The 12,273-nt window shown below is 72.2% G+C and carries 15 protein-coding genes; 6 read left to right on the top strand and 9 right to left on the bottom strand.

Translation table 11 applies throughout. The features are described 5' to 3' along the window. Positions 1 to 177 precede the first annotated feature (177 nt). The 3 genes from ACYVNR_RS05555 (at position 178) to map (ending at position 3,506) form a co-directional block, all read left to right on the top strand. Positions 178 to 1,128, top strand: coding sequence for an AfsR/SARP family transcriptional regulator (locus ACYVNR_RS05555; protein WP_461047141.1), 951 nt, complete (start codon positions 178 to 180; stop codon positions 1,126 to 1,128). 100 nt (positions 1,129 to 1,228) lie between these two features. Next, complete coding sequence (locus tag ACYVNR_RS05550; protein ID WP_461047139.1) at positions 1,229 to 2,686, top strand: carboxylesterase/lipase family protein; 1,458 nt, start codon at positions 1,229 to 1,231, stop codon at positions 2,684 to 2,686. 49 nt (positions 2,687 to 2,735) lie between these two features. Next, positions 2,736 to 3,506, top strand: coding sequence for a type I methionyl aminopeptidase (map, locus tag ACYVNR_RS05545; protein WP_461047137.1), 771 nt, complete (start codon positions 2,736 to 2,738; stop codon positions 3,504 to 3,506). Between the two features lie 96 nt (positions 3,507 to 3,602). Here map and ACYVNR_RS05540 read toward each other — a convergent pair whose 3' ends face one another. The 4 genes from ACYVNR_RS05540 to ACYVNR_RS05525 all read right to left on the bottom strand — a co-directional run bounded on the left by ACYVNR_RS05540 (position 3,603) and on the right by ACYVNR_RS05525 (position 6,473). Continuing rightward, the gene (locus tag ACYVNR_RS05540; RefSeq protein ID WP_461047135.1) at positions 3,603 to 4,265 is read right to left on the bottom strand and encodes an HAD family hydrolase; all 663 of its coding nucleotides are present in this window, start codon (positions 4,263 to 4,265) and stop codon (positions 3,603 to 3,605) included. Positions 4,266 to 4,292: 27 nt separating this feature from the next. After that, positions 4,293 to 5,183: an NAD(P)H-hydrate dehydratase gene (locus ACYVNR_RS05535; protein ID WP_461047133.1), complete on the bottom strand. Its 891-nt coding sequence runs from the start codon at positions 5,181 to 5,183 to the stop codon at positions 4,293 to 4,295. 5 nt (positions 5,184 to 5,188) lie between these two features. Next, entirely contained in the window at positions 5,189 to 5,947 is a 759-nt protein-coding gene (locus tag ACYVNR_RS05530) for a histidine phosphatase family protein (protein ID WP_461047131.1), read from the bottom strand. 70 nt (positions 5,948 to 6,017) lie between these two features. Beyond that, positions 6,018 to 6,473: an ArsI/CadI family heavy metal resistance metalloenzyme gene (locus ACYVNR_RS05525; RefSeq protein WP_045191455.1), complete on the bottom strand. Its 456-nt coding sequence runs from the start codon at positions 6,471 to 6,473 to the stop codon at positions 6,018 to 6,020. Between the two features lie 101 nt (positions 6,474 to 6,574). Between ACYVNR_RS05525 and ACYVNR_RS05520 the strand changes: the two genes are divergently transcribed. Genes ACYVNR_RS05520 through ACYVNR_RS05510 form a run of 3 tightly spaced genes read left to right on the top strand, consistent with a single transcriptional unit; the run spans position 6,575 to position 8,024 of the window. Continuing rightward, a complete protein-coding gene (locus ACYVNR_RS05520) occupies positions 6,575 to 6,922 on the top strand; it encodes an ArsR/SmtB family transcription factor (protein WP_045191454.1) in 348 nt (115 codons plus the stop codon). Next, entirely contained in the window at positions 6,919 to 7,608 is a 690-nt protein-coding gene (locus tag ACYVNR_RS05515) for an aquaporin (protein WP_045191453.1), read from the top strand. Before ACYVNR_RS05520 ends, ACYVNR_RS05515 begins: the two co-directional genes overlap by 4 nt. After that, a complete protein-coding gene (locus tag ACYVNR_RS05510) occupies positions 7,605 to 8,024 on the top strand; it encodes an arsenate reductase ArsC (protein WP_458798638.1) in 420 nt (139 codons plus the stop codon). The genes ACYVNR_RS05515 and ACYVNR_RS05510 overlap by 4 nt, the downstream gene beginning before the upstream one ends. A 38-nt stretch (positions 8,025 to 8,062) precedes the next feature. On the opposite strand, the gene ACYVNR_RS05505 is transcribed toward ACYVNR_RS05510, so the two are convergent. From ACYVNR_RS05505 to ACYVNR_RS05485, 5 genes are all read right to left on the bottom strand, one after another. After that, positions 8,063 to 8,698: a hypothetical protein gene (locus tag ACYVNR_RS05505; protein WP_458798639.1), complete on the bottom strand. Its 636-nt coding sequence runs from the start codon at positions 8,696 to 8,698 to the stop codon at positions 8,063 to 8,065. Between the two features lie 150 nt (positions 8,699 to 8,848). Further along, positions 8,849 to 9,124, bottom strand: a complete 276-nt coding sequence (gene catC / locus ACYVNR_RS05500; RefSeq protein WP_045191451.1) for a muconolactone Delta-isomerase — start codon at positions 9,122 to 9,124, stop codon at positions 8,849 to 8,851. Then, the gene (gene catA / locus ACYVNR_RS05495; RefSeq protein WP_045191450.1) at positions 9,124 to 9,996 is read right to left on the bottom strand and encodes a catechol 1,2-dioxygenase; all 873 of its coding nucleotides are present in this window, start codon (positions 9,994 to 9,996) and stop codon (positions 9,124 to 9,126) included. Before catA ends, catC begins: the two co-directional genes overlap by 1 nt. 83 nt (positions 9,997 to 10,079) lie before the next feature. Then, complete coding sequence (locus ACYVNR_RS05490) at positions 10,080 to 11,186, bottom strand: mandelate racemase/muconate lactonizing enzyme family protein (protein ID WP_461047127.1); 1,107 nt, start codon at positions 11,184 to 11,186, stop codon at positions 10,080 to 10,082. Further along, complete coding sequence (locus ACYVNR_RS05485; protein WP_461047125.1) at positions 11,183 to 12,112, bottom strand: LysR family transcriptional regulator; 930 nt, start codon at positions 12,110 to 12,112, stop codon at positions 11,183 to 11,185. Before ACYVNR_RS05485 ends, ACYVNR_RS05490 begins: the two co-directional genes overlap by 4 nt. Positions 12,113 to 12,273 lie beyond the last annotated feature (161 nt).

Below are 12,273 nucleotides of genomic sequence, written 5' to 3'. Positions count from 1 at the left end.
CTGCTCCCAGCCAACGCGAGCCCGCGCACCATGGCTGCAAGGGGATCAGCAATGGGGGGATCAGAGATGAAGGATGTCGTCGGCGTACCGGTGGTGCGGTTGTGTGGCGGGCTCGTGGTGGGGCACGGGCCGGGAGCGTTGGGCCCGCGGGACCTGGGGGGTGCCAAGGCGCGGCACGTGTTGCTGGCGCTGCTGCTCGAGGGCGGGGACCCGGTCTCGAAGGGTCGGATCATCGAGTACCTGTGGGGGGACACGCCTCCGGCGGGGGCGTTGGGCACGTTGGAGGCGTACGTGAGCCTGCTGCGCAAGCGGCTGGCCGCGGCCCCGGGCGTCGAGAGCGCTGAGGGCGCTGATGGCGCTGGGGGTTCGGGTGTGCGGGTGGCGCCGATCGTGACGGTGCCGGGCGGGTACCGGTGGGACGTCGCGGCGCGGGCGCAGGGGTTGACGGTGGACGTGATCGAGTTCGCGCGGTTGGTGGCGCGGGCGCAGGAGCTGTCGGGGGCGGCGGCGGTGGGGGTGTACGCGCAGGCGTTGGCGTTGGTGGCGCGGCCGTTGCTGCCGGACGAGGCGGACCTGCCGTGGTTGCAGGAGGCGGTGCAGGCGCACGAGGCGCGGGTGCTGCGGGCGTTGGCGGACGGGGCGCGGGCGGCGTTGGAGGCCGGTGACCTGGGGCACGCGCAGGTGTGGGCGCGGGCGGCGATCGGGCGGGACCGGTTGCTGGAGTCGGCGTGGCTGGTGCTGCTGGAGACGTTGGAGCGTCGGGGTGAGCACACGGACGCGGTGCGGGAGTACGAGACGTGTCGCACGGTGTTCGCGGCCGAGCTGGGGTGTGACCCGGGTCCGCGGTTGCGGGCGGTGTTCCGGCGGTTGCTGGCGGCGACCTCGGAGCAGGACGACCGGTTGCGTGACCTCGTCGCCGCGGTGGTGCGCCTGCACCACGTCCTCGACGCGTCGACGTCGGAGCGTCCCGCGGAGTCCACGCGTGACGAGCACCCTTCTGCCGCAGGTGAGCCCGGGGCCCTGCAAGAGGACTGCAGCCGCCTCATGGCCCTGATCCGCGCGGCCGACGCGCGAGCGCGAGCACTGGCCGGCCAGGCTGCGGCCATGGCCGCGACGGCCACCGGCTGACGGCACGGAGCTCTGGAGGGGCCTGCCCGCGGCAGGCCCCTCCAGCATGCGCCGGGCCGAACCCGATGGCGCTCAGGTGGCTGAGCCACGACGATGAGACGTGCACGTCGACATCCGGGTGACCGGCGGGGTAGCCCGAGGAACGATGGAGGACGGCCTCACGGTCTTCCGCGGGATCGCCTATGCGTCTCTGCCCGTGCGCCTCGACGAGCCGGGTCCGGTGGAGCCCTGGCACGGGGTCCGCGAGTGCTTGTCGTTCGGGCCCCCTCCCCCGCAGTCGGCGGCGTTCGGCATGGACGCCGCCGCTGGCGCGCACCGGGGCGTCGGCGAGTGGCTGACCGTCAACGTGTGGTCCGGCGACATCCGCGGCAGAGCACCCGTGATGGTGTGGGTGCAGGGCGGGGCGTACGCGTTCGGCACGTCCGGCCTGCCCGAGTACGACGGCTCGACACTGGCCCGGGCCGGCGTGGTCGTCGTGACCTTCAACTACCGCGTCGGTCTCGAGGGCTTCGGGCACGTGGACGGCAGGCCCGACAACCGTGGCCTGCTCGACCAGGTGGCCGCGCTCCGGTGGGTGCAGGACGACATCGAGCAGTTCGGGGGTGACCCGACTCGCGTGACCGTCTTCGGCCAGTCGGCCGGCGCCGGCTCGGTCGCGGCCCTGCTTGCCATGCCGCGAGCGAAGGGTCTCTTCCACCGGGCGATTGCGCAGAGCGTGCCGGGCACGTTCTTCACCCCGGCCCTCGCGGCCGACGTCACCCGCGCGTGCGCCGCCGAGCTCGGCGTCGACGTGGCCGAGCTCCCCGACATCGACCCGCACCTGCTGCCGCTCGCCGCCGATGCGGTGGCCGACGCCGTGTCTGCCGACGAGGTGGGGTACGCGCAGCGGTGGGGGCCGGCCGCCCACGCTCGCGTCCTCTTCGCCCCTGTCGTCGACGGCGACGTCCTGCCGACGACCCCGTGGGAGGGCCTCAGTGGCGATGTCCCCCTCGTCGTCGGCCACACGCGCGACGAGCAGCGCCTGCTGTCGCTGGTCACCGGTCGTACCGGCACGATCACGCCGCGCGAGGCGGACCGCACGGCGGAGGTCCTCGCCCCCGACGCCGGTCGTTACCGCGCCTCCCTGACCGACCCCGAGCAGCTCGACGAGGTCGTGCGTTCCGACTGGCTCTTCCGTATGCCGTCGCTCCACCTCGCCGAGGCACAGCTGCGCGCGGGAGGCACCGCCTGGCTCTACGAGCTCACCTGGCCGGCCCCCGGGATGGGCGGGAGCCTCGGCGCGTGCCACGGACTCGACGTGCCGCTCGTCTTCGGCAACCTGACGGCCGGCCAGCCGGCGATGCTCATCGGGACCGTGACCGCGGAGGCGGTCGACCTGTCCGCCCAGATGCGCGGGGCGTGGACGCGCTTCGCGCTCCACGGCGACCCGGGCTGGCCGGCATACACCTCCGGGACGACGCACGTCTTCGACGTGGTGCCCGCGGACGTGCCCTACCCCGAGCAGCTGTCGCGAGACGTCTGGCGGCAGCACCCAGGCGTGCTAGACCTGACCCCGTGACCGCCCGGTCGCACGACCCGACAGAGCAGGCGCAGGAAGGCCCCCCGAGATGATCGAGCTCCTCCACCCCGGGCAGCTGGCCCGCGCCCGAGAGACGGGAGCCCTCGTGGGGCACATCCTCCAGTCGGTGCGCGGCCGCGTCGCGGTCGGCACGAACCTGCTCGACATCGACCGGTGGACCAAGGCCATGATCGAGGAGGCGGGGGCCGAGTCCTGCTACGTGGACTACGCGCCGTCGTTCGGACGCGGCCCCTTCGGGCACCACATCTGCACGTCCGTCAACGACGCCGTGCTGCACGGCCTCCCCCACGACTACGCACTCGCCGACGGCGACCTGCTGTCGCTCGACCTCGCCGTCTCGTTGGACGGGGTCGTCGCCGACTCCGCCATCAGCTTCGTCGTCGGTGAGGCCCAGCCGGCCGAGAGCGTGGCGCTCATCGACGCCACCGAGCGCGCCCTCGCCGCCGCCATCGCCGCGGCCGGGCCCGGGACGCGCATCGGCGACCTCTCCCACGCCATCGGCACGGTGCTCGAGGGCGCCGGCTACACCGTCAACACCCAGTTCGGCGGGCACGGTGTCGGCTCGACGATGCACCAGGACCCGCACGTGCCCAACAACGGCCGGCCGGGCCGCGGCTACACCCTGCGCCCCGGCCTCCTGCTCGCGCTCGAGCCCTGGGTGATGGCCGACACGGCAGAGCTCGTCACCGACCCCGACGGGTGGACCCTGCGCAGTGCCACCGGCTGCCGCACCGCCCACAGCGAGCACACCATCGCCATCACCGACGACGGCGCCGAGGTCATGACGACACCACGCTGACCGGACCTGGCGACAAGGGTCGACAGGACGGTTCCCTGCCCGGACGGCATACCAGGTCGGCAGCTGCGCGGCGGTGCCCTCCACTGGGGCCGCTCGTCAGTCCCCGAGTCCGTCGAGCAGACCGTCGGTCAGGGCGGACCTCAGCTCGGACGGGCCGGCATACACATGGACGGCTCCCGCCTCACGCAGCTCGGCCTCCGCGAAGCCACCCGTGAGCAGGCCGATGGCCGGCAGACCACCGTTCACGGCCGCCTCGGCGTCCCACGTCGCGTCACCCACCATGACACCGCGACGGCCACCCCCCTTCTCCAGGGCGACGGCCAGCAGGTCGGCCGCCGGCTTGCTCTCCTCGACGTCGTCGGACGTCGTCCACGCGTCCGCCAGCGACCGCCCACCGACGAGATCGAGAAAGGTCTGCACGTGCTTCGGCTGTCCCGAGCTCGCCAGCACGAGGTGCAGACCCATCTCCTTGACCGACTCGAGCAACGGTCGGCTGCCCGCGAAGGGGCGCACCTCGCCGATCAGCCCGTCGAACTCACGGGTCCAGTCCTCGCGGAGCGCGTCGCCCTCGGACTGCTCGACGTCGTCGCCGGCCACGTGCGCCACGAGCTTGTCGCCGCCCATCCCGATGGCCCGGTGGATGCGCCACAGCTCGACGTCGTGGCCGTGCCGCCGGAACGCCCGCGACCACGCGAGGGCATGGTGGTAGTTGCTGTCGACGAGCGTGCCGTCGACGTCGAGGATGACGGTGTCGATCATGACAGGGACGTACCCGCGCCGGCCGGGTCACCCGCCCGACGAACGCTCCACCGCAGCGAGCTCACGGGGGATCCGCTGGCACAGGTCGCGGGCGAGGAAGCCCGGCATCTCGTCGTCGAGCACCTCGCCGGCACGTCCGTGCGTCCACGTGCCCCAGACCGCCGCCTGCTCGGGCGTGGCGCCCCGCGCCATGAGACCGGCCACGACACCTGCCTTGACGTCGCCCGAGCCTGCGGTGGCGAGACCGGGGGCACCGCCGTCGTGACGCCACGAATCGCCCTGCGGCGTGGCGATGCACGACTCCTCTCCCCCACCGAGCACCACGGAACCGGTCTCTTCGGACAGCCTGCGCACAGCGCCGAGAGGGTCTGCGGCGACCTCCGACTCAGGCATCTGGAGCGTCTCGGCCAGCTCGGTTGCGTTGGGGGTGAGGAGGATCCGTCCCCGGAGGTGGCGCACGCCTTCGAGGTTGCCCGTGAGGTATGCCGTCCCGAGAGCGTCGATGACGACTGCTGCGTCGAGGTGAGGCACCACCCGCTCGAGCAGCATCCGGGCGCACTCGGGGTCGCCCAGCCCGGGCCCGAGCAGGACCACGTCGACCGCCTCGGCGAGCTCGAGGATGCGTTCGGCGCCCGCCGCAGCGAGGTCACCCGACGCGAGGACGGGCAACGCCTCGACGTAGGCCTCGGGAACGAGCACCGACAGGGCCGGAGCCGCGTCCGCGGCCGTCGCGACCTGCACCTTGCCGGCACCGACCCGCAGCGCCGCCTCGGCGGCGAGGACGACGGCGCCGGGTGTCTGGCGGCACCCACCGACGACGAGCACCGTGCCCCGGTCGGACTTGTCGCCGTCGGACGCCGGGAGCGGCCACTCGCGCAGCAGCTCGGCGTCGACGTCGCGCGGGGTGTCAGCAGGCATCGTCGTCACCCCACCTCGGACGCGGCCGTCTCGTGGGTCTCCTCGATCTCGGAGTCCTCGAGGTGCGAGGTGTCGGCGAAGGACACCAGCTCGAGCGGGCCCTCGGCGCCGCGGCGGTAGCGCGTCAGCGAGCAGTTCCCGAGGGGCTCGTCCCGGTCGAGCTCGAGCAGGCGCTGCTCGTCGAGCCCTTCGAGCACGAGCCGGAAGCTCATGATGACGGCCTGGTGCGTGAACACCCAGACCCGGCGACCGGCGTACACGGCGGCGAGGTCGACGAGGACGTGTCGCACCCGCAGGGCGACGTCGGTCCAGCTCTCCCCGCCGGGAGGGCGGTAGTAGAACTTGCCGAGCCGGGCACGCCGCTCCGCCTCATCGGGATAGGACTCGCGGATGCCGGCCCCCGTGAGCCCGTCGAAGACGCCGAGGTCCCGTTCACGCAGTCGTTCGTCGAGCGTGGGCCGCAGGCGGAGTCGCTCGGTGACCACGTGGGCCGTCTGCGCGGCCCGCGCGTACGGCGAGCTCAGCACCACCTCGGGCTGCTCGTCCGCGTCGAGTGCGGCGACGGCCCGGGCCAGGACGCCGGCCTGCTGCCTGCCCTGGTCCGACAGCGGGGTGTCCGGGTCGCGCGTGTCGAGGTCGAGGCGACCGAGGCCTCGACGTCGGGCGTCGGCGTCCGCGAGGTTGCCGACGCTCTCGCCGTGGCGCACGAGGACGAGCTGATCGACGTGGGTGGGGACTGACTCGCGACTCGGTTCGATCGACACTGGGCCTCCTGGTGAGCTGGTCCGTCTCGGGGGAGGTACCCAACCAGTGCGTCGCCGAACAGGCGCGCCGCTAGCAGCAGGCGGAGACGGTCGGGGCGGCCTGCGCCTGCGTCGAGGTGCCGCAGCAGGTGTTCGCCTCGGCCGGCTCGCTGAAGGTCGCACTGTCGGCGAGCACGGTGTAGACCTCCCAGCGCTCACCGTCCGGCGTCCCCTCGACCCAGAACTTGTCCTGCTTGGCGTAGCAGCACGTCGTGCCTCGCTCGTCGAGGGTCGCCAGACCCCGCTGCGCGAGTCGCGTCTGCTCGGCGTCGACCGTGTCGACGTCGCCGACCTCCACGCCGAGGTGGTTGAGGCTGCCTCCCTGCCCCGGCTGCTCGATGAGGACGAGCTTGAGCGGCGGCTGTGCGATGGAGAAGTTGGCATAGCCGGGGCGGACCTTGGCCGGCTGGGCGTCGAAGAGCGTGGAGTAGAAGTCGATCGACGACTGGAGGTCGTCGACGTTGATGGCGAGCTGGATGCGCTTCATGCGGACATCTCCTAGACATTGATGGTTGTCGATGTGACGACAGACCGAGGTTGCACCAAGACATCGACTTCTGTCAATATCGACGCGTGTCGAACTCTTCGATGTTGACCCTCACGCCGGTCGAGGCGGTCGCCTGCTGCTCGCCGCTCAGCCGCGAGCCCCTGGACCAGGAGGCCGCCGAGCGGATCGCGCCGCTGCTCAAGGCGCTCGCCGACCCCGTACGCCTCCGGCTGCTCTCGCTGGTCGCCTCGCACGAGGGTGGCGAGGCCTGCGTGTGCGATCTCAACGACGCGTTCGAGCTGTCGCAGCCGACGATCAGCCACCACCTCAAGGTGCTCCACGAGGCGGGCCTGCTCGACCGGGAGAAGCGGGGGGTCTGGGTCTACTACCGCTCCAACCCGGCCGCGATGTCCTCCTTGGCGACGCTGATCTCCGACACCGCGTCGTGAGGCTGCGCCAGAAGGCGGCGGCCGAGCTGGTCGGCACCGCGTTCCTCGTCGCCACCGTCATCGGCTCGGGCATCGCGGCGAGCCGTCTCTCCCCGGGGAACGTCGGCCTGCAGCTGCTCGAGAACTCGCTCGCGACGGGGGCCGTCCTCGTCGCGCTGATCCTCGCGCTGCACCCGGTGTCGGCCTCGTTCAACCCCGTCGTCACGGTGCTCGAGCGGGCGCTGGGGACCCTCTCCACCCGCACGGCAGTCACCCTCGTCGCCGCCCAGGTGGTCGGCGGGCTCATCGGCGCCGTCGTCGCGAACCTCATGTTCGACCTGCCCGCCGTGGCCGTCTCCCAGCACGTCCGCTCCGGTTCAGGGCTGTGGCTCGGCGAGGTCGTCGCCACCATGGGCCTGGTGCTCGTCGTCTTCGGCACGCTGCGGGGCGCCGACAACAGCCGCGTCGCGTACGCCGTCGCTGCCTACATCACGGCCGCGTACTGGTTCACCAGCTCGACGTCGTTCGCCAACCCGGCCGTCACCCTCGCCCGAACCGTCACCGACACCTTCGCCGGCATCGCGCCGTCGAGCGCTCCCGCCTTCGTGCTCGCCCAGCTGCTCGGTGGGGCGCTCGGACTGGGCGCGGTCGCCCTCCTCCATCCGGTACGCCGCATCTTCCCTCCAGCCCGAAAGGCAGTCCCGTGATCGACGACGTCTCTGACACCCGGCCCACGGTCCTCTTCGTCTGTGTGCACAACGCGGGCCGCTCGCAGATGGCCGCCGGCTACCTCCAGCACCTCGCCGGCGACCGCATCCAGGTGCTGTCCGCAGGTTCCGCGCCTGCCGACCAGGTCAACCCGGTCGCCGTGCAGGCCATGGCCGAGGACGGCGTGGACATCACCGCCGAGGCACCGAAGCTGCTGACCGACGCCGCCGTGCGCGAGGCCGACGTCGTCGTCACGATGGGCTGCGGCGACGCCTGCCCCTTCTACCCCGGGAAGCGGTACGAGGACTGGGTGCTCGACGACCCGGCCGGCCAGGACCTCGAGCACGTGCGTCCCATCCGCGACGAGATCCGCGCCAGGGTGGAGGCGCTCGTTGAGGAGCTGTCCGGCCGCTGAGCCGGTCAGGCGGCTGACGGGCCCAACCCGGCCGCCCGCTACCGGTCGTCCGGTGGCGGCATGAGGAAGGCGCCGGCCACCGGACCGGAGCCGCGGGTCAGCCGACGCTGCTCGTCGGCCGCGAGGTAGGCCCGGACGTTCTCGGCGACCTTCGCGACGGGGCGGGCGGGAAGGTACGCCTGCACCCCTGCGTCGAGGATGCGGCCGACCGGGCCGGTGACGTCGATGCCGAGCTCGGGGTCGTGGATCTCGGTGACGATGACCTGGGCGTCGGGGAACAGGAGGTGGAAGCGCCCCAGCAGCTGCGGACTGACGGGGTGGCTGAGGACGATGTCGGCCGAGTCGGGCGCGTCGGCGAAGTCGACGACGAGGAAGTCCGGGCCCATCGCGTCGCCGAGCCGCTGACGGGCCTCGCGCGAGAGGCGCATCGTCGTCACGACCACCTTCACACCCCCCGGCAGTGGACGGCCGAGCGGCGCGGCAGGGTCGGGCTCGTCGCGCCCACCGGGAGCCGGGTGCACCGTTCCCGTGAGGACGGCGGGCCGGAAGGAGAGGGTGCCCACCGGCATACCGTCTCGGTCGACGGTGACCTCGCCGCCGTCGACGAGAGCCTCGACGAGGTCACGCAGCTCGGGCGGAAGGTGCGCCAGGTCGATGCGGGTCTGCCCTGACACGCGCGGCGGCATCGCGTTCCAATCGGTGGTGGCCTCGGGCCTTCCACCCTGCCACGCGACCGGCCCCGACGCCGCCGCAGCGCGCCGGGCGCGCCGTCTCCCCCTCGACAAAGACGGCGCGCGCCCCTCCATCCGGGCGAACGCCCCTGCTCAGACCGCCGACGGATGCGTCGCGAGCGGTGTCACCTCGATCGTCATGTAGGGGAAGAGCGGCAGCCCCCAGAGGATCTCGTGCAGGCGCTCGTTCGACGCGACGTCGAAGACGCTGATGTTGGAGTACTGCCCGACGACGCGCCAGATGTGGCGCCACTCCCCCGCCCGCTGCAGCTGCTGCGAGTAGGCCTTCTCCCGCGCGACCGTCTCGTCCCGCACCGCGGGGTCGAGGTCGCGCGGGATGTCCACGTCCATGCGGACCGCGAAGAGCATCAGGCGCGCACCGGGTCCAGGACGAAGCCGTAGTCGACCGTCACCGAGCCGTCGTCCTGGGGGCGGGGGTCGAGGACCAGCTCGGGCTTGACCGCCGAGGCGATGTCGTCGTCGTTGTGCTCGTCGCCCGGGAAGTAGAGCTGCGCCGTGAGCAGCTCGTGCCCGGGGGCCGACACCTTGACGTGCAGGTGCGCCGGACGCCAGGCGTGCCAGCCGGCCGCCGCGATGAGCTTGCCGCAGGCACCGTCGGTCGGGATCTGGTAGGGCGCCGGCTGGATGGTGTGGATCTCGAAGGCACCGTCGGCGCCGACCGTGAACGAGCCGCGGAGGTTCCACTCGGGGATGCCGGGGGCGAACTGCGAGTAGAAGCCGTCGTTGTCGGCGTGCCAGAGCTCGATCTTCGCGCCCTCGAGCGGGGTGCCGTCGGTCGAGGTGACCGTCCCGGTCCAGGCGAGAGGCGTACCCGCCTCGCCGTCGCGCGTCGGCACGGAGCCGCGAGCGCCCTGCTCGGGAGAGCCGGGCACGTAGTAGGGGCCCTCGATGGTGCCCTTGCTGCCCTCGCGGTGGTCGGTGGCGACCTCCTCGACGACGTGCTCGACCCAGACGTCGAGGAAGAGCGGCCACTCGCCGTCCTTGCCGACCTGGATGAGCCACGCCTTGAGCGCGTTGTACTCGTCGTAGGTCACCTTCTCGCGGCGGATGGTCTCGTAGACCGCCTCGAGGACCGAGCGGGCCAGCAGGTCGACGCGCTCCGGAGGCGTGTCCTTGACGGCGGCGAAGGCGGACTTGTCGGTGGCGAAGCGCTCCGTGGCCGCGTTGCCGGAGGCCGCGGCGGTCGCGACCTCGCCGTTGAGGTGCAGATCGGTGGTCATGGTGGTTCCTGTTCTCGCTGTTGGGTGGTGCTCTGGACTGGTGGCGGCGACGTCGGTGCGTCGCCCGCGCCGTGACAGTGGAGTCAGGACGCGTCGACGCGATAGCGCCGAAGCTTCTCCTCGTCGACCTCGACGCCGAGGCCGGCGCCGGGTCGCACGACCAGCTCGCCGCCCACGATGCGCAGGGGCTCGGTCAGCAGGTCGTCGCTCATGTCGAGGAAGTTGGACAGCTCGCCCGCGTGCATCGTGGTGCGCCGGTGGGCGGCGCCGAAGGCGACGGCGCAGACCGACCCGAGCTGGCCGTCGATCTGGTTGCCCATGACGACCTCGAGCCCGAGCCCCTCGGCGAGGTGCAGCATCCGCTGCGAGCCGGTGAACCCGGTGCGGGCGGTCTTGATGGACAGGGCGTTCGCCGACCCACCGAGCACCTCGCGCGTCACCTCGGCGGGCGTCGTGGCCGACTCGTCGGCGATGAAGGGCACGTGGAGCTGGCTGACGAGCCAGCGGCGCCCGATGACGTCGTCGGCCGGGTTGAGCTCCTCGGCGAAGGCGAGGTCGAGGTCGGCCATCTGCCGCATGGCCCGCGCCGACTCGGAGGCGGACCAGCCGCGGTTGCCGTCGACGTAGAGCACGACGTCGGGCCCCAGGGCCTCGCGCAGTGCCCGCACGACGTCGACGTCGAGCGACGCCGGCCGGCGTCCGACCTTCACCTTGAAGGTGGTGATGCCGTACTCGTCGCGCATGCGCTGGGCCTCGTCGACCATCGCCGAGGGCTGGTCGAAGCCGAGCATGTGGCTCACGCGCATGCGGTCGGTGTAGGCGCCGAGCAGCTCGGTGACCGGCAGCCCGGTCGTCCTGCCGAAGGCGTCCCACACGGCCATGTCAAGCGCGGCCTTAGCGGTCGGGTTGCCGACGGTGCGGTCGAGGTGGGCCCACATCCGCTCGCGCTCGGTGAGCGACAGGCCGACGACGTGCGGGGCGAAGATCGTCTCGATGACCGCGACGATCCCGCGCTGGGTCTCCCCGTAGGTGAACGGCCGCGGCGGCGCCTCGGCGACACCGACGACACCGTCGTCGGTGCGCACCCGCACGAGGACGTGCTCGGCGTGGTGCACCTCTCCGCTCGCGAACCTCAAGGGCTTGACGTAGGGAATGCGGAACGGGATCGCCTCTACGGCAACGATCTTCACGATGCGTCCTTTGCTGGAAGTGGTTCTGGACGGCGCGACGCCTCGTCGAAGAAGCCGTGGGTGCGCAGCACATCCAGCGCCCTGCCGACGAGCGGCGACTCCTCGCCGGCGAGCCAGGCGAGCGACAGGTCGATGCTCAGCGCGTCGTGCACCTCGCGGAAGACGACCCCGGTCAGCTGCATGCTGCGCACCGACCCGGGCACGAGCGCGACACCGAGACCGGCGGCCACGAGCGCGAGCAGGGCCGCGGTGCCGGGGGCCCGGTGGGCGACGACCGGAGCGAACCCTGCGCGCCGGCAGCTGGCCATCGCCGCCTCGTTGACGGCCGAGCCGGCGTCGGCGTAGAGAACGAACTCGTCGACGGCGACGTCGGCCACCTCGAGCCCCGGCTCGGGCACCAGACGGTGGTCGGCCGGCAGCGCCAGGACCAGCTGCTCCTCGAGGAGGCGACGCGTCTCGATGCCCTGGGCCGCCACGGGCCCGCGCAGCACGCCGAGGTCGAGCCGGCCGTCGAGCAGCCGCTCGACCTGGGCCGGCGTCAGCAGGTCGGCCTGCACGTCGAGCGACACGTCGGGCAGCTCGGCGCGCAGCAGTCTCGAGAGCCCGGCCAGCTGGGTGAAGGCGCTCGTGCCGGTGAACCCGACCCGCAGCAGCCCGCGCCGCCCGTCGGCGATCCCCTGCACCGCGGAGACCGCGGAGTCGAGCTCGTGGAGCACCCGGCGTACCTCCTGGTGGAAGAACTCGCCGGCGGGCGTCAGCCCGACCTGCCGCGTCGTGCGTTCGAGCAGCACGACGCCGAGCTCGGACTCGAGGCGGCGCACGGCCTGCGAGAGCGCAGGCTGGGCGATGTGAAGGCGTTCGGCCGCCTGCCCGAAGTGGCACGTCTGCGCCACGACGTCGAAATAGCGGAGCTGTCGTAGGTCCATGGTTCACCTCCGTCCGGGGTCCCGTTCACGGTAGGGCGGCACCATCCAGTAACACAAAGACCAAATTTCGACCTATTGATAAGCAGCACCTATCAATCATGCCCTCACCCAGCACTAGGCATCTGCCTCGTGCACCTCCTGTCCAGCCGTGGTGGAGTTCC

It is taken from the genome of Terrabacter koreensis (assembly GCF_054783315.1).
The sequence above is the reverse complement of the archived record's forward strand: the minus strand, read 5'-3'. Positions and strand labels throughout refer to the sequence as shown.